This window comes from Qipengyuania mesophila (assembly GCF_019711655.1).
Lineage (GTDB): Bacteria > Pseudomonadota > Alphaproteobacteria > Sphingomonadales > Sphingomonadaceae > Qipengyuania > Qipengyuania mesophila.
In genome coordinates this window covers 608446-626138 of record NZ_JAIGNU010000002.1, presented here as the reverse complement: position 1 = coordinate 626138, position 17693 = coordinate 608446, and the positions used below count along the sequence as shown (strand labels likewise).

General features: G+C 67.2%; 10 protein-coding genes. 5 read left to right on the top strand and 5 right to left on the bottom strand.

Annotated elements, in window-relative coordinates:
* Positions 1-35: 35 nt before the first annotated feature.
* From K3181_RS12650 to K3181_RS12635, 4 genes are read left to right on the top strand one after another with little or no spacing between them, the layout of a single operon-like run.
* On the top strand, positions 36-1439 hold the full coding sequence (locus tag K3181_RS12650; protein ID WP_247715100.1) for a cytochrome c family protein: 1404 nt from the start codon (positions 36-38) through the stop codon (positions 1437-1439).
* Complete coding sequence (locus tag K3181_RS12645; protein WP_221603442.1) at positions 1436-3421, top strand: heme-binding protein; 1986 nt, start codon at positions 1436-1438, stop codon at positions 3419-3421. The genes K3181_RS12650 and K3181_RS12645 overlap by 4 nt, the downstream gene beginning before the upstream one ends.
* Positions 3421-5265, top strand: a complete 1845-nt coding sequence (locus K3181_RS12640) for a porin family protein (RefSeq protein ID WP_247715099.1) — start codon at positions 3421-3423, stop codon at positions 5263-5265. The genes K3181_RS12645 and K3181_RS12640 overlap by 1 nt, the downstream gene beginning before the upstream one ends.
* Positions 5265-9380: a hypothetical protein gene (locus tag K3181_RS12635; protein WP_221603441.1), complete on the top strand. Its 4116-nt coding sequence runs from the start codon at positions 5265-5267 to the stop codon at positions 9378-9380. Before K3181_RS12640 ends, K3181_RS12635 begins: the two co-directional genes overlap by 1 nt.
* Here K3181_RS12635 and K3181_RS12630 read toward each other — a convergent pair.
* Genes K3181_RS12630 through K3181_RS12615 form a run of 4 tightly spaced genes read right to left on the bottom strand, consistent with a single transcriptional unit; the run spans position 9377 to position 15413 of the window.
* Positions 9377-10228, bottom strand: coding sequence for a phosphodiesterase (locus tag K3181_RS12630; RefSeq protein WP_221603440.1), 852 nt, complete (start codon positions 10226-10228; stop codon positions 9377-9379). The two genes, K3181_RS12635 and K3181_RS12630, sit on opposite strands and share 4 nt — an antisense overlap.
* 31 nt (positions 10229-10259) lie before the next feature.
* Complete coding sequence (locus K3181_RS12625) at positions 10260-12023, bottom strand: cytochrome c3 family protein (RefSeq protein ID WP_221603439.1); 1764 nt, start codon at positions 12021-12023, stop codon at positions 10260-10262.
* A gap of 10 nt (positions 12024-12033) precedes the next feature.
* Positions 12034-12930 carry a hypothetical protein gene (locus K3181_RS12620; RefSeq protein WP_221603438.1) on the bottom strand — a complete coding sequence of 299 codons (897 nt, stop codon included), beginning with the start codon at positions 12928-12930 and terminating at the stop codon, positions 12034-12036.
* Positions 12930-15413 (bottom strand): cyclic nucleotide-binding domain-containing protein, encoded by a 2484-nt coding sequence (locus tag K3181_RS12615; RefSeq protein ID WP_221603437.1) that lies wholly within the window; start codon positions 15411-15413, stop codon positions 12930-12932. Before K3181_RS12615 ends, K3181_RS12620 begins: the two co-directional genes overlap by 1 nt.
* Before the next feature lie 96 nt (positions 15414-15509).
* Here K3181_RS12615 and K3181_RS12610 point away from each other — a divergent pair, with 96 nt between their 5' ends.
* Positions 15510-16424: a tetratricopeptide repeat protein gene (locus K3181_RS12610; protein WP_221603436.1), complete on the top strand. Its 915-nt coding sequence runs from the start codon at positions 15510-15512 to the stop codon at positions 16422-16424.
* On the opposite strand, the gene K3181_RS12605 is transcribed toward K3181_RS12610, so the two are convergent.
* Positions 16421-17692 carry a lipopolysaccharide biosynthesis protein gene (locus K3181_RS12605; protein ID WP_221603435.1) on the bottom strand — a complete coding sequence of 424 codons (1272 nt, stop codon included), beginning with the start codon at positions 17690-17692 and terminating at the stop codon, positions 16421-16423. The genes K3181_RS12610 and K3181_RS12605 overlap by 4 nt on opposite strands.
* Position 17693 lies beyond the last annotated feature (1 nt).

Sequence of the window (17693 nt, the reverse complement as noted above, 5' to 3'; positions counted from 1 at the left end):
GGCGGCGGCGCGGAGCACGCGACGGGGGAAGGCCGATGGAACGCCGGGCAGCAGGCTGGCATGGGAGGCGGGGCCAGGCGCTTCGCCTGCTGGCTATCGCATTGCTGCTGGTGTCCGGCATGCTTGCAGTCGTCCCCTCCGGCTCCACCTCCGCACAGGCCAGTTCCTCTGGCGCGCGCTACGAAGGCGTGGCGACCTGCGCCGGTTCGACCTGCCACGGACGCTCGGAAGGGAATGGCGCGGTCGTGCGGCAGGACGAAATCGCCAGTTGGCAGGATCCGTCGTCCGCCAGCGGCGCGCATAGCCGGGCTTATTCGGTCCTCGCCAGCCGCCGCGGGCGGCAGATCGCCGAGACGCTGGGGCTGGGCGCCGCCACCTCCGCGCCCGTCTGCCTCGGCTGCCACGCGACTTTCGTCCCGCAGGGGCAGCGCGGCGCGCGGTTCCACACCAGCGACGGCGTCGGCTGCGAGAGCTGCCACGGCGCGGCCCAGGGCTGGCTGCAGCTCCACTACGAGAAGGCGGCGAGCCACGCCTCGAACATACGCGCGGGCCTGGTTCCGCTCGAGAACCCGCAGGTCCGCGCGAAGGTCTGTCTCGATTGCCACTACGGTAGCAGCGATACCGGCCAGTTCGTCACCCATTCGATGATGGCCGCGGGCCATCCGCGGATATCCTTCGAGCTCGACCTCTTCTCCTCGCTCCAGCAGCACCACGACGAGGATGCCGACTATATCCGCCGCAAGCCGCGCACCGACAGCGTGCGGCTGTGGGCCGTCGGGCAGGCCGAAGCGGTCGCCCGCGCGACCGACCTCTTCGCCCGTCCCGGATTCGGGATGCGCGGCATGTTCCCGGAGTTCTATTTCTACGACTGCCATTCCTGCCACCGCCAGATCACCGACGGTCCTGCGCGGCGGCTGACCTTCGAGACCAATCCGGGGCGCCCGATCCCCTTCGGCAACCCGCCGTTCAACGATGAAAACATCATCATGCTGTCGACCGTCTCCGGTACGCTGGCACCCGAAGCGGGCGCGAGCTTCTCCTCCGCAAGCCTCGAGTTCCACCGCGCGATGGGGCGCGACCGGGCAAGCGCGCAGCAGGCCGCGGTGACGCTGCGCGAACGCGCGCAGGCGTTGTCGAACGCGCTCGCGGCGCGCTCCTATGCCGGTGACGACACCTATCGGGTGATCGCGGCCATTGCCTCGAAGGCGACGGCGCCTCGGTTCACCGACTACGCGGGGTCGGTGCAGGCCGTGATGGCGGTCGACACGCTGCTCAACGCCCTGGTGCGCGAGCGACGCGTGACAGTGGGCGCGGCGGCCGGGATCCGCGCCAACGTCAACCGTGCCTATGCCGCGGTGGCGGCGCCCGAAACCTATCGCCCTGCCGAATTCCGCAGCGCGCTCGCGAGCGCAGCCGGTGCCATCGGGAGCCTGCAATGACGCGGCGCAGGGCGTTCGCCTGCCTACCCGGTGTACTGGCGCTGGCACTGGCAGCCTGTGGCGGAGGTGGCGGTTCTCCCGGCGGCGGTGGAGGTGGCGGGAGCTCGACGCCGACACCAACGCCCGCACCCCCACCCTCGGGCCGACTCTATGCCGATCCCGCGCAGCGCGCGCTGTCGGCCGGCGATGTCCAGCGGGTCGTCGCCCAGGCGGTCGGCGAGGCGCAGGCGCGTGGCCTTTCTGCGACCGTCGCGGTGGTCGATCGGGTGGGCAATGTGCTGGCGGTGTTCTCGATGAACGGCGCCCCCGACCGCACGCGCGTGTCGCGGCGGACGCTGGGCGGCAGCGCGAGCGCGACGACGCAGGTGGGCCTGCAGGGGGTCGAGGTGCCGACCACCGCGGCAGCGATCGCCAAGGCGATTACCGGGGCCTATCTCTCGAGCGGCGGCAATGCCTTCTCGACCCGCACCGCGAGCCAGATCGTGCTGGAGCATTTCCCGCCTGCGCCGAGCACGGCGGGGCTCGAAAGCGGGCCGCTGTTCGGAGTGCAGTTCAGCCAGTTGCCCTGTTCCGACCTCTCGACCCGCGCGATGCAGGGCATGATCGGCCCGCAGCGCTCGCCGCTCGGCCTCGCGGCCGACGCCGGAGGGTTCCCGCTCTACAAGGATGGCGTCGTCGTCGGCGGGATCGCGGTCGAGGGCGACGGCATCTACGGTTTCGACCCGAACATCCTCGATCGTGATGACGATGTCGAGGAGATCGCAGCGCGCGCGGGGACGCAGGGCTTCGTTGCGCCGCGCGCGATCCAGGCGGACCGGATCCCGGTCGATGGCACCACGCTGCGCTATTCGGACAGCGAATCCGCCACGCTCGGCCCGCTGCAGACCAATTTCGGGGCGATCAACGGCCCCGCCGGGACGCTCGTCCCCGTGCCGGGCTATTTCGACGGCGCGCTGCGCGGCGGCACCGCCTATGGCAGCGAGGCCTCGGGCATCCGCCCCAGCAGCGCCGGCGAATTCGCCAATCGCGATGCCTATGTGCTGACCAATGGCGCTGGCGCGGGGCGCTATCCGATCCGCGCTGGCACCGATGCGGCGAGCAATGCCGCGCCGCTGACCGCGGCCGAGGTGCGCGCGATCCTCGAAGAGGCCTTCGCGGTGATGAGCCGTGCGCGCGCGCAAATCCGCCGCCCGCTCGACAGCCGCATGCAGGCCTCGATCAGCCTCGTCGATACGCATGGCGCGGTGCTCGGCATCGTGCGCTCTCCCGACGGTCCGATCTTCGGGACCGACGTCTCGCTCCAGAAGGCCCGCACGGCGGCCTTCTTCTCCAACCCGGTGGCCGGGCAGCAATTGTCCGCCGGGCCGCCGATCATCGCGCGCTATGTGCCGCGGGTACGCAGTTTTCTCGGCGATCCGACCGCGCTGACCGGCACGTTTGCCTTCGCTGACCGCTCGGGCGGCAATCTGTCGCGTCCCTATTTCCCGGATGGCGAGGTCGGAAGCATCTCCGGGCCACTGTCGGTCGAGCGACCCGAGCAGTTCAGCCCCTTCGCCACCGGGCTGCAGACCGACCTGGTCGCCCCCGCGATCGGGGCACAGGTGGGTTTCATCTTCTCGGGCGGGGCGGGTCCCGACGTCCCCCGCGGCTGTACCGAGCTGCCGCCCGCGCCGGGCGGGCAGAAGCGCCTCGCCAACGGCATGCAGATCTTCCCCGGCTCGGTGCCGATCTACCGCGGTAACCAGCTGGTGGGCGGGATCGGCGTCTCGGGCGACGGGATCGACCAGGACGACATGGTCAGCTTCCTCGGGCTCCACAATGGCGGGCAGCGGGCGGGCGGCATCGGCAATGCCAGGGTCGAGATAAGGGCCGACCGGATCGTGGTCGCGGTCAATGGGCGCAACGTCCGGCTGCGGTTCGTCAACTGCCCCTTCGCGCCATTCCTCGACGATCCGAAGCAGAACGTCTGCGAGGGGCTCTGATGGCCTTTCTCGCCTTCGCACCACTAGCCCTCGTCCTCGCCGCGCAGGCGGAACTGCCGCCCGTGCCTGCCCCCGAGGCGCCGGTGGTCGAACCCGAACCGGCCGAACCGCCGCCGGTCGACAACGAGATCATAGAAGGGCGCCGGCGCCCCGACTATACCGAGCCGTTGCCCGAGGAGGTCACCCAGACCAACGAGGGCGCAGTGCGCGCGCCGCCGCCCGAGGCCTTCCCGGTCGACCAGGTACCGATTCCCGACCGCTGGCGGCTGATCGAGAGCCTCGGCGTGGTCAAGGAACGCTGGTGGGATCCCTACAACCAGAACACCTACAAGGGCGACCGGCCGATCAATCCCGAGAAGGTGAAATGGCTGCCGATCACCGGTGACGACTGGTTCTTCGTCGTCAACGGGGTCAGCGACACAGTATTCGAGCCACGCACCTTCCCGATCCCCGTGGGCGTGCAGACGACCGAGCGGCCCGGGAGCCTCGACGTCTTCGGCAAGGATGCGAGCTATGTCCTCTCGCAGACCTTCATCGTCGGTGCGGCGCTGCTCAAGGGCAGCACCGCCTACAAGCCGCCCAATATCGAATATCGCGTCACGCTGGCGGCAAACTTCAATTATGTCGACGTGCCCGAGCGGCGCGTGCTCTTCGTCGAGCCAAGCAAGCCTACGCATCGCTTCGATCATTTCGTGGGCGTGCAGGAAGCCTTCGTCGACTATCACTTCCGCAACGTCTCCGACCGCTACGATTTCGACAGCGTACGGATCGGCATCCAGCCGTTCCAGGCCGATTTCCGCGGTTTCCTGTTCAACGACAACCAGCTCGGCGTGCGCTTCTTCGGAACGCGCGACAACAACCGTTTCCAGTATAATTTCGGCGGTTTCTGGAGGCTGGAGAAGGACACCAACAGCGGGCTCAACGCGGTGCTACAGACGCCGCGCGACGATTTCGTGTTCTTCGCCAACGCTTATCGGCAGGATTTCCTGATCCCCGCGCTGACCAGCCAGCTGACCTTTGTATGGAACGCCAATCGCGAAGCCGACGACATCCAGATCGACGATAACGGCTTCCCCGTTCGCCCGGCCCTGCTCGGGACGCTGCGCGGGCGCGACTACGATGCCTTCTACATCGGCTACAATGCTGACGGGCGGATCGGGCGCGTGAACCTGACGGGCAGCGCCTATTACGTCTTCGGCGAGGACCGCAATTCCTTCTTCACCGACCGGCCCGCCGACATCAGCGCCTATTTCGCCGCGGTGGAGGCGAGCTACGACAAGGACTGGATGCGTTTCCGCCTGTCGGCCGCCTATGCCAGCGGCGACGGCGATCCCTATGACGACACCGAAACCGGCTACGACGCGATTTTCGAGAATCCCGTCTTCGCCGGCGCCGACACCTCGTACTGGATCCGCCAGACGATCCCCTTTGCCGGCGGCGGGCGAGTGATCAGCGTGAACGGGCGCAACGGCATCCTCAATTCGCTGCGCAGCTCGAAGGAGCAGGGGCAGTCGAATTTCAACAATCCCGGGCTGATGCTGCTCGGCGCAGGTGCCGATTTCGACCTCACCCCCGAGCTTCGCCTCTCGGCCAATGCCAACCATCTGTGGTTCGAGAACACCGCCACGCTGCAGGCGCTGCGCAACGAGGGCTCGATCCCCAAATCGATCGGCTGGGACCTTTCCGCCGCGGCGATCTGGCGCCCCAAGGCGACGCAGAACATCGTCTTCCGCCTGTCTGGCGCGGCGCTGGTCTCGGGCAAGGGCTTCGACGACCTGTTCACGTCACTCGGTAATCCGGGCACCTACTACTCGGTGCTCGCCAACGTGATCCTGAGCTACTGATGCGCGGCTTCTCCCGCCTCCTCCTTGGGCTCGCCTTCATGCTCCTCGCGGGAGCGGTGGGACTACGCGCGGCGGAAGAGGAAAAGCCGGTCGAGCGCGACTACAGCCTCGTTACCGCAGCGGCTGCGCCCCGGGTCCAGACCGAGGAGGAGATGGCGGCCAAGTCCGAAGGCTGCTTCTCCTGCCACATCCGCACCGACCAGCCGACCATGCACGAAACGCCCGCGGTCCGGCTCGGCTGTGTCGACTGCCACGGCGGCAATGCGAGCGTCATGGGCAACAGCGAACTGCCGCATGACGACCCGGCCTATGTCGCCGCGCGCAATGCCGCGCATGTCCTGCCGAAATATCCCGAAAGCTGGCACTGGCCCTCCTCGGCCAATCCCAAGCAAAGCTATGCGCTGCTCAACAAGGAAGACCCGGTCTTCATCCGCTTCGTCAATCCCAGCGACTATCGCGTGGTGCGCGAGGCCTGCGGTGCCTGCCACATCGAGACGATCGAGGCGGCCGAACGCTCGATCATGGCGACAGGCGCGATGCTGTGGGGCGGGGCGGCCTACAACAACGGCATCTTGCCGTTCAAACGCTACATCGTCGGCGAGGCTTACACGCGCGAGGGCGAGGCGGCGAAGATCGAGAGCCCCGGCGCGCCCGTCGCCAGCGTGACCAAGAAGCAGGAGGCGCGCGGTGCCTTGGCGGCGCTTTACCCGCTGCCTACCTGGCACGTCATCCCGCCCGGCGATATCTTCCGCGTGTTCGAACGCGGCGGACGCAACATCGCCAGCCAGTTCCCCGAGATCGGCCTGCCCAACCCGACCGGCAGCATCCAGCGGCTAGAGGAGCCGGGCCGGCCCGACCTCAAGCAGTCGAACCGTGGCCCCGCCACGGGGCTGCGCGTCGCGATCCCCGTGCTCAACATCCACAAGACGCGCCTCAACGATCCCTTCATGTGGTTCATGGGCACCAATGACCAGCCGGGCGACTATCGCCATTCGGGCTGTGCGGGATGCCACGTGGTCTATGCCAATGACCGCGAACCGCGCCATTCGCTGATATACGCGCAATATGGCCGCGACGGGCAGAGCGTGACGGTCGATCCGACCATCGCCTCGCTCTACGAAGGCGCGCGCGGCGATGCGCATGGCGGCGATCATGGGGCGGTGAAGGAGCCGGGGCATGACGAGGAAGCTGCCGCCGCGGAGAAGGAAAGGGGGCACCCGCTAAGGCACAGCTTCACGCGCTCGATTCCGACCGCGCAGTGCATGAACTGCCACATGCACCAGCCCAACATCTTCCTGAATTCCTATCTCGGCTACACGATGTGGGATTACGAGAGCGACGCGCCGCATATGTGGCCGAAGGAGCAGAAATACCCGACCGCCGCCGAGGTTCGCGAAGTGCTCGACCGCAATCCCGAAGGCGCCGCGCCCAAGGGCAAATGGGCCGATCTCGATTTCCTACGCAACGTCTACGATCTCAATCCCGAGCTAAAGGACACCCAGTTCGCCGACTATCACGGGCACGGCTGGAACTTCCGCGCGATCCTGAAGCGCGACCGCGACGGCAATCTGCTCGACAAGGACGGCCAGATCGTCGCCCCCGACGATCCCGAGAAATGGCGCAAGCAGGGCGAGGGCAAGTTCGTCGAGCCCGGCACCAACCCCGGCAAGACGGTCCACATGATGGACATCCATGCCGAGAAGGGTTTGCAATGCGCCGACTGTCACTTTGGGCAGGACAGCCACGGCAATGGCCTCATCTACGGCGAGGTCGCCAATGCGGTCGAGATCGGCTGCAAGGACTGCCACGGCACGCCCGATGCCTATCCCACGCTGCTGACCAGCGGGCCCGCTGCGCCGCCCAAGGGTACCGACCTGTCGTTGCTGCGCAATCCCGACGGCCAGCGGCGCTTCGAATGGACCTATGGCGACGACGGAAGGCGGGTGCTCGTCCAGCGCTCGATCGTCGATCCCCGGCTCGAGTGGGAGGTCAGCCTCGTCAGGGACAGCGTCGATCCCGCCTCGAGCCACTTCAACGCCAAGGCAGCGCGTGCCAAGCTGATGAGCAAGCAGGGCGCGGAAACCGGCCTGTTCGAATTCGGCACCGGGATCGCGCCCGAAGATCGCGCGCACGGCACCGAGGAGATGGCCTGCTTCACCTGCCACCTTTCCTGGACCACCAGCTGCGGCGGGTGCCACCTGCCGATCGAGGCCAACTGGAAGACCAAGTCGCATCGCTACGGCGGCGAGGAGACGCGCAATTTCGCCACTTACAATCCGCAGGTCGCGCGCGACCAGATGTTCCAGTTGGGGCGCCACCAGACCACCAAGGGCAACCAGATCGCGCCGATCCGCTCGACCAGCGCGCTGGTGCTGTCCTCGACCAATATCAATCGCGAACGAATTTACGTCCAGCAGCCGCCGGTCGCGGCTTCGGGCTATTCGAGCCAGGCCTTCGCGCCGCACTTCCCGCACACGGTCCGGCTGACCGAGACCAAGACCTGCACCGACTGCCACCTCTCGGCCGGGGACGACAACAATGCGATCATGAGCCAGCTGCTCCTGCTCGGCACAAATTTCGTCAATTTCGTCGGCCTCAACGCCTGGGTCGGGCTTGACACGGGCTTCGAGGCGGTGCGCGTCACCGAATGGGACGAACCGCAGGCGGTGATCGGCAGCTACCTCCACCGTTACGCCTATCCCGACTACTGGCGCATGCATGTCGAGGACAACGGCCGCGAGCTGAAGGACTGGATCCGCGGCAAGACCTTCGACAAGGACGTCGGCGGCGAGACGCATGCCTTCGAACAGTTCGCCAATGTCCACGAGGGGACGCGCGATGGCGTTGGCTGCCTGCAACTGCGCGGCGAATACATGTTCGTCGCCGAAGGCAAGGGCGGCTTCCGCGTCTACGACGTCGCTTCGATCGCCAACAAGGGAGTCTCGGAGCGCATCCTCACGGCGCCCTTCAGCGCGCTGGGCCACGACACGCATGTGAAGACCAGCAACGCCACCTGCATGGCGCTCGCCACCACCCAGCCCGTCCGACCCGATCGCAACAAGGCGATGGCCGCGACCGAAGTGAAGGATGCGGAGGGCAACCCGGTTCTCAACCCCGACGGCACGCCGATGACCCTGCTCCAGGTCAATCAGGAGCAGGCGATGAAGCCGATCTACGATTATGCGGTGATCACCGACGCCGTGGAGGGCCTCGTGCTGGTCAATGTGGAAACCATGGCCGACGGCGAGTTCCGCAACAACAGGCTCAAGCGAACCAAGTTCGCCGACGGCCACACATCATGGAACCCCGATGGTGTCCTGACCGGCGCCCGGCACATCACGCTCGCCGGTGACATCGCCTATATCTCGGCGAGGGCGGGGCTGGTGACCGTTGACCTTTCGGATCCGACCAGCCCGCAGCTGATGGCGGTGCGCGAGCTCACCGACGCGCGCGCCTCGACCATCCAGTTCCGCTATCTCTGGGTCACCGATGCCGAAGGCGTGAAGCTGTTCGACGTCACCGACATGCGCAACCCGGTCGCGCTGCCGCAGGCCACGGTGCCGCTGGCCGACGCCCGACGAGTCTATGTTGCGCGCACCTATGCCTATGTCGCCGCCAAGCGCGACGGGCTCGTGATCCTTGACGTCAAGAATCCGCTGGCGCCGAAAATCTACCAGCGCGTGACGCTCGACGGTACGCTAAACGATGCCGAGGACGTCATCGTCGGTTCGACCAATGCGACGCTGTTCGCCTATGTCGCCGACGGGAAGAACGGGCTCAAGGTGCTCCAGCTCACCAGCCCCGACAGCCAGCCCAATTTTTACGGCTTCAGCCCCGCGCCCAAGCCCGAACTGATCGCCTGGGCCAAGACCAAGGGGGCGGCGCTGGCGCTGAGCAAGGGTCTCGATCGCGATCGCGGGGTCGACGAGACCGGCGGGCAGATGGCGGTATTCGGCCGGCTCGGATCACGGCCGTTCAATCGCGAGGAAATGGAACGGCTCTTCCTCACCCGCGCCGGCGTACCGTGGAAGGTGAGCGACGAGCCAGACATGCACGCCTGGGTCGGAGGGCGCGGCCCTTGGCTCGACCGTGACCGGGCGGCGGCGGGCGACTAGCGCCGTTCGGCCTTCATCTCGCGCACCATCGGCTTCAGATGCTCGCCGAAATGCGCGAGCACTTCCCATTCGCCGCAGCTCTCGTAATGCGTCACCAGGTCCTCGCCGTCCCAGTAATGCAGCGCGTAGCTCGGCGGCTCGGTGGTGATCAGCGCGCGGCTGTCGGCGCGGTTCTCGTCGATCGGACGCAGGTCGAGCGCGACCAGCGGCGCGACCGAGGGAGTGATGCCCAGCGGGATACCCCGGAAGCGCGCGGTGACGCGGCGATGCAGATGCCCGCAATGGATCGCGCGGACGGCGTGCTGGTGACCCTCCACCGCCTCGGCGAAATGCGCGATCCATTGTTCGTCGGGGGCCGGGTCCATCCAGTCGATCCCGCTGACAATCGGCGGATGGTGCATGAAGATCACGCAGGGCCTGTCGCCGCCCGCCGCGAGCTGGCGCTTCAGCCAGTCGCGCCGACGGGAGCAGAAAGCTCCGCCGTGGCGCCCTTCTTCGAAAGTGTCGAGGCAGATGATCCGGAGACCGTCCTGTTCGACGACATAGTGGAGGAACTCGTCCTCACAGGGCGTGTCCGGAAAGGCGCGGCGCAATTCCTCGCGATCGTCGTGATTGCCGACCAGCGGCAGCAACGGGCACGGCATGTCCCCCAGAACCGCCGCGATCTTGGTAAAGCTGTCGCGATCGCCGTGATCGGTGAGGTCGCCCGACAGTACGAGGAAATCGAGCTTGTGCGGCGCCTGTTCGAGTCGTTCGAGCACCGCGCGAAAGCGGATGCGGTTGAGCTCCTCGGGCCGCGCGTCGGGATCGAATCCGATATGCACATCGGTCAGCTGCGCAATCAGCAATAGATCTCTCCTCGTGTCTCGCGACCGGGCTTCATTCTCTTCCTCGGGCAATCGATAGCAGGCCGGCGATCCGGCCAGGCTTCGGACTCAGCGGCCCGTCCTTCCGGCGCCGGAAATCCGGCGGGTGATAGCTGTGGCACATGGCGCAGGTGGAGGGCACTTCGGCCTTCACCGCCTCGGCGCCCATGTGGCATTCGCGGCAGGTAGCCAGGGTCGGCATCAGCAGGTCGGTGGCCTTGCTCGATGTATCCGCGGCATGGCAGCTGGTGCAGTCTTCCTGCTCGTGCGCCTCGTGGTCGAAACGGGCATTGAGGAAGTAGTGGTCGCGCTGGAACACCGGCATCACCGAAGCCTCGCCCGCCACGGTTGTCGGGATATGGCATTCGCCGCAGACCCCGTCTTCAGACAGTGCCTGCGCGATCCCGAGATAATTGCGCGTCGGCCTGCCGAAGTCCTGGAAATAGCGCCCTCCCCGCTTGAATTCGCCCGGCCGCCGCAGCCCGCGTGTAAAGGGTGCGCGCGGGGCGCGGTCCATCGCGATCAGATCGGCACGCATCTGCGCGACGTCGCCGTGGCGGAGGGTGCGGAAGGTCGAACCGACCTTGTCGTAGACGAGGCTGTGGCAATCCTCGCAGGCGCTTTCCATCTCGACCGGGAGGAAGCCGTTGCGATCGGCGGTGGGGCTGTGGCAATCGGAACAGACGAGCGCCTCGCCGTAGCCGGGCAGGTTCCCCGCCATGCGCGCCACGCCGTTGGTCTCCGACAGATGCATGGCGTGAGGAAAGCGCAGACCGCTGGCCTCCCGTGCCTTGCCGTCGAGCGTCACGCGGCGCGTCTCGTCGCTGCCGACTTCGGCGAAAACCACCGCCTGCAGTTCAGGGTGCGCGGTGCCGAAATCATGTGCGTTGCCCAGCGCGGTGTCGCTCAGCCGCGTATCCATGGCGTCATGGCAGTTCGAACAGAATTGCTGCGCTGCCGGTTCCATCCGGCCCGCGCCTTCATGCTCGGTATGACATGTCGTGCAGGCTTCGGGACCCTCCTTGCCGAAGGTCTCGGCCACCTGCCACAACAGTGCCTCGCCCGTGCCCATCGGCCCGCGCGCGCCGGCCAGACGGTCGCGCTTGGCATGATCGCCGATGTCCTTGTGGCACGAGAGGCAAGTCTCGTCGCGCACCGAGACGAAGGGCTCGACGTGGCAGGCCTCGCAATTGTTCTCGAGCGAATGGTGCGCGAGGCTGAGCTTGCCCGTGCTCCAGCTCGTATCCCAGGCGACCTGGTCGGGCCCGTCCGCCCCGGGCTGCTTGTCAGAGCGCGCCAGGCCGCTCCAGATCGGGACCGCCAGAAACGCGCCGAGGATCAAGAGGACGCCGATCCATGCGGCAGCGCGCTTGCCGGGCATGGCGCTCGCGAGATCGAAGCCGCGCACCGCGTCGCGATCGCCGAACTCGCGCTCCTCCTGCGTCACCGTGACGAGCGTCCGCCCGTCGGCTTCGCGCGCGAAGGTCAGCGTGTAGAGGCCGAGCGTCAGCGCTCCGCCCCGCGCGGGATCGGCGGTCACCGCCTTGTGGCGATGCCCGTCGAAGATGAAATCGCGATTGCCCGCGGCCTCGAGCGAGAGCAGGCCACGCTTGGTCGGCGTGACGACGACATGATGCTGCTCGACGGAAAGATCGGCGACCACCACATCGTTGGTGGTCGCCCGGCCGATGGCGAGCCTGTCGCCCTCGACCTCGCGGTCGCGCACGATCTCGCGGCCCGTGGCGGTATGGTCGATCGTGCGGATGAGGAAGCTCACGATCCGCCCCTCACCAATAGTAGAACACGCTGACGACATGCGCGGTCAGCGCCGCCAGCAGCGCGATGGTCAGCGGCACATGGATGTAGAGCCAGACCTCGAGCAGCGCCTTGATCTGCATCTGGCGGCGGATCTGGTCGATCTGCGCGGCGCGCTTGCCGAGCAGCGCGCGAACCTTCTGCTGCGCGAGGTCGTCGGCATCGTCGTCGTAGGCCCGGTCGGTGGAAATGTGATCCAGCGCCCTGCGCGTGGCATCGCGGCCGCCGGGCCCGCGAAATCGTGCGATGATGCCCGCAGCGAAGACATCCTGTTCGAGCGTGGCGATGACCATGTCGGCATCCTTGCGCGCCAGCGGCTGCGCGGCGGCCTCGAGCTGCCGGTCGATCGTGGCGAGACTTTCGATCATCTGCTCGCGCGTCATTTCGCGGCGGTTTTCCGACAAGGCCTGCGGCAGCGTGGCATAGACGGTGATGCCATAGGCACCCGAAAGGATCACCAGCATCATCAGCACCCAGGCGAGCGTATGGACGTTCCAGCCGAGCTGGAAGCCGGTGTGCATCGTGCCGATGACCACCAGCGACATGCCGAGATAGACATGCGCACTGGTCCAGCCTTTGAGGCTCCAGCTGCCCGGCGTGGGGCGGCGCTTGCGGACGCCGAGCCAGGAAAGCCATACGATCAGCCCCGCGCCGACCGTGCCCAGCGTATAGCCGTACCAGCTGCCCCCATTGTGGCGCGGTTCGACGTCGACGAGGACATAGGTCAGCACCACGAACAGGCTCAGGAAACCGGAGACGCGGGCCCAGAAATAGGCTCGGTGGGAGAGGAAGCTCTCGTGGGTGGCGGAACGCCGCTCCTCGATTTCGGCGTGGGCCGAACCTTCCCGGCGCGAAAACAGCGAGGCCATCAGTCGACCTCCTCTTCGAGCCGCGCAACGGTGAGGAAGCGTTCGGGGCTGACGCGGATGGCCGCGCCCGTGGGGCAGGCGCGGACACAGGCCGGACCGCCCTCGATCCCGCTGCACATGTCGCATTTGATCGCCAGCTTGGCGCTCTCGCCCGCCTCAGCGGCCTTGCGCTTGCGCCAGGCATAGCTCGCCTCGCCGGGGCCGGGGCCGGCGCCGAACAACAGCCAGCTCAGCAAGCCCGGCTTGGCTGGCGGCTTGGCGTCCATGCGGATGACTCCATAGGGGCAATTGCGCTGGCAATTGCCGCAACCGATGCAGGTCTCGTCGATCACCACCTCGCCATCGGGGCCCCGGTGGATCGCGTTGGGCGGACAATCGGCCATGCAATGGGGATGTTCGCAGTGGCGGCACGAGGTCGGCACGTGGAGGTGCGCGTAGGTTCGCCCCGCCTCGCGGTCGAGCCGGCTAAGCCCGTCATGGCTGTCGGCGCAGGCCTTTTCGCAATTGTCGCAGCCGACGCATAATTGCTCGTCGATCAGCAGCACGTCGGTTGCTTCGCCCAGGCCGTTGTCGACGAGGAACTGCGCGGTCTGGGAATACATGTCGACCGCCCCGCCGAAGCTTGCCTTGCGGCTCTCGATGAAGTCGTTGATCTCGCGCCGCGAGGCCATGTCGGCCAGCGCACGCTCGCGAATTTCGGGCTTGGCGTCGAGCAAAGCGTTGAATGCCTCGCCGGGGAACCGGATCACCTCGCTCTTGATCGCGGCGCGAACGCTGGCGCTGCGCTTCGAACCGTCGATCACCGCCATTTCCCCGAAATAGGACCCGGCGGGGAGGTAGGAGAGGAACACCGGCTTGCCGCCCAAGTCCTTCTCCACCACCATCGAGCCGACGCGGACAATGTAGATGTCCTTGTCCTCGGCGCCTTCCTCGATCACCACTTCGCCGGCGGGAACCGAAACCACCTCCGCTTCCTCGACGAGGTCGGCAATGTCCGCCGGCGTGAGGCCGGCGCCGAAGATCTGCAGCACCTGCCGCTCGATCGAGATGCGGTTGACCGCGCGGTTGGCCGAAGGCGCGGTGGCGAGCAGCTTGAGCGCGGCGAGGCGCGAGAATTCGACCACCACCGTGGGCTCGGCGGCGCGGATGGTGGAGCCGCGCTTGCGCCCCGAAATCAGCCCGACCTCGCCGAAGATCGAGCCGGTCTCGATCGGCACGGTGACCGATGGATCGTCTGGGTCCACTTCGACCAGCACCGATCCTTCGGCGATGGCGAACATCGACGAGCCGGGCTCGTTGCGGGTGAAGATCACCTCCCCGCGCGCGTAGGCGTGGACCGTGCTGTCGAGCATCAGTTCGCGCATCTGCAGCGGGCTCAGCTCCTGCAGGATGATGACTCGCGTCCGGAAGATCTCGAGCCATTCGTCGACCGTGTGACGGCCCGGCAGGCCGGCGAATTTCTCCGCTAGGATGGGCTCGTCGGCGGGCTTCAACCCGGTGTTGCCATCGAGGAACTCGATGACGTCGTAGCCCTGGTTCATGCAATGCTTGATCAGCGGATAGCCTGCGAGGGCGCCGATCACGTGGATGCCAGCCTGGGTAGTTTCGAAGCTGGGGGACAGCTTTGGAAAGGCCGCGCGATCGGCGCTGGTGAATTCGACGCCGCAGCCTTCGATGAAGGCCCGCGGCGGCTGCGAACCGGTCCGCGCGATGATCCGATCGCAGCGAATCGCCTGCTGTCCGTCGCGCGTTTCGAGGACGATCTCGCGCTCGCGCACTTCGAGAGGGCTGGTCTCGCGTCGCACGAAGATGCGCCCGTCGGCCTCTGCTTCCTCGAGCAGCTTGACGTTTGCGCCCTTGGCGCGGGCGAATTCGGTCCCGCGGTTGAGGATGGTGACGATATTGCCCTGCGCTGCGTCGGCGGCGAGGCCCAGGGCGTTCTCGATGCCCGCGTCACCCGAGCCGATCACGGTGATGTGCTCGTCGACATAGGCGGTCGGATCGTCGAGCTGGTACTGGACGTGCGGCAGCTCCGCGCCGGGCAGCTTCAGCAAATTGGGATTGCCCTGCGTGCCGATGGCCAGCACCACCGCCTCCGCGTCGATGGTCGATCCGTCCTTGAGCGTCAGGGCGAAAGCGCCGCTCTGTCCCGCGATGCCGGTCACTTCGGCATTCAGGCGGACCGTTACCTTGCCATCGGCGATCTGCCGGTCCCACGTATCCAGGATCGCCTCGCGCTTTCCAGCCTCGAAGCCGAGGTCGCTGCGCAGCACCAGACTGCTGGGCGTCGCCATGACATGCTTGCCCTTCTGGTACTTGTAGATGGTGTCGGAGAGATGATCGGTCTTTTCGAGCAGCACATGACTCATCCCCCGCGCCGCCGCATGAGCGGCCGCGCTCAGGCCAGCCGGGCCGGACCCAACAATCGCAACACGAACCTTATCGCCCAAACCGCAATCCCCCCCGGAGGCTTGCGAACCCATTGTTCTGGTTATGTGTGGGTATCATAAGGCAAACGCGGGCGGTGGCAATTGCCTGTATGGCGCCGAGGCGATAGCCAACATGGCGAGGGGGATGGGATGGCCGAGAATACGACAGGCAATCGCGTGCGGGGCGGCGTGCTGCTGCTGGGCCTGGCGATGGCGAGCGTGGTGGTCGCGCTCGGCTATCGCTCGCTCGACCAAGGCGAAGGGGGCGCGGAACCCGAAGCGACGACAGCGATCGCGGCGCTCGAAGCGCGGGTGGCCGACGATCCGCGCGATGCGGCGGCCTGGCAGGAGCTCGGCTTCGCGCATTTCGACGAAGGCGATTTCGGGGCTGCGGCCGAGGCCTATCGCCGCGCTACCGAACTCGAACCGGAGCGGGCTGTCCTATGGTCGGCGCTTGGCGAAGCGCTCGTGATGGACAGCCAGCGCGAACCGCTGCCGGAGGCGGCGCAGGACGCCTTCCGGCGGGCGATCGAGCTCGACCCGGCCGATCCGCGGGCGCGCTATTTCCTCGCCGTGAAGCGTGATCTCGAGGGCGATCACAAGGGCGCGATCGACGACTGGCTGGCGCTGCTCGAGGAGACGCCGCAGGGGGCGCCGTGGGAAGCCGATCTCGCGCGGACGATCGAACAGGTTGCCGCGATCAACAAGATCGACGTCGCGGCGCGGCTGCGCAGCGCGCAGGCAGCGCGCCAGGCGGCGCCCGACGGCGCGCAGGGCATGGTCGCGACCGATGCAATCCCTGGCCCCGATGCCACGCAGATCGCCGCGGCCTCGTCCATTCCGCCGGGCGAGCAGCGCCAGATGGCCGAGGGCATGGTCGCCCGGCTCGAGAGCAAGCTGGCCGCCGATCCGTCCAATCTCGACGGCTGGGTGATGTTGATGCGCTCGCGCATGACGCTCGGCCAGCCCGACCGGGCGCGCAAGGCCTTGGCCGATGCGATCGCGGCCAATCCCGCCTCTGCCGAGCGCCTGCGTGCCGAGGCCGAGGTTCTCGGGGTACGCTAGGCCGTTTCGTCCTCGCCGGGCCTGGCGGTGACGGTAATTGCGATCTGGCTGAGCGAGATCACCGCGACCCAGAAGCCGATGACCGACAGCGCGCTCGCGCCGAGCACGGTGAAGGCGGCACCCTTGAGCCCGTTCCAGTCCATCGCAACCTGCAGCAGTGCGAGGCCGAGCACCGTCGGCACGGCGCGCATGGCGAAGGCCGTTCCGGCGCGGCCGGCGCTGACGAGCAGCGATTCGAGGCTGGCGCCGACCAGTTCTATTGCGCCGGCGATCGCCAAAATGACCATCGTCCAGTAGACCACGCTGAACTCAGGCCCGGCAATGAGGACAAGCCCCGGGCGACCGAAGAACAGTGCGACCAGCACCGCGATCCCCCCGCCGATCAAAGCGATATTGGCCATCCTCCGCGCCATGTCGTGCGCGGCATCTTGCGCGTGGACGAGTTCGGGATAGATTGCCTTGGACACGGTCTGCGCGAGGCTGACCAGTGCCTGGCCAAGCTGGCTGGCGACGCGGAAACCGCCCGCGAAGGCCTCGCCCCCGATGGCGCCGACGAGCAGAATCAGGACCTGCTTCGAACCGACGTTGAGGCTGCCCGTCAGATTGGTCGACCAGACGAACTTCCAGGCGCCGGGGTGGTCGCGCGGAATGCGCCAGAAGCTGATCTGCGACAGGTCGATCCGGTCGGCCCTGCCGGCGACGATCCACAGCGTGGCCGCCACCGCGATCTCGGCTGCGGCCCAGGCGAGGATGAAGCCGAACACGGTGGGCAACAGGATTGCGGCGAGAACCGCGCCCAGCGCGCGGACGACGGGCTGGACGGCCTCGGCGGCAGTTGCCTTGCCGTATTCGAAGCGCAGGCGCAGCAGTCCGGTCGGGGTGGTGCGGATCGCGAGCAGCGACACCAGGCAATAGCCGAAAGCCACCCACAGCAGCTCGGCGGGCAATGGCAGCCAGAATTGCGCCGACCAGCACAGTCCCGCCGCCAGCACGGCGCCCAGCGCGATCGACATCAGGTCGAGGGCGATGGCGAAGCCGGTCGCCTCGCCCGGGCCTTCGGCGCCCGCGCCCCAGCGGACGACGAATTGCCAGGTCTGGAAATTGGCGATGCCGACCACCGTCTGCCCCATGGCGACGATCAGCGCGAAATAGCCGAAGCCGTCGAGGCCGAGTGTCCGCGTCGCCAAGGCGAGGTAGACCAGGCTGAGCACGGCATTCACGCCGCGCCCGGTCAGCAGCCAGCCGATGTTGCGGATCAGGCGTCCCATC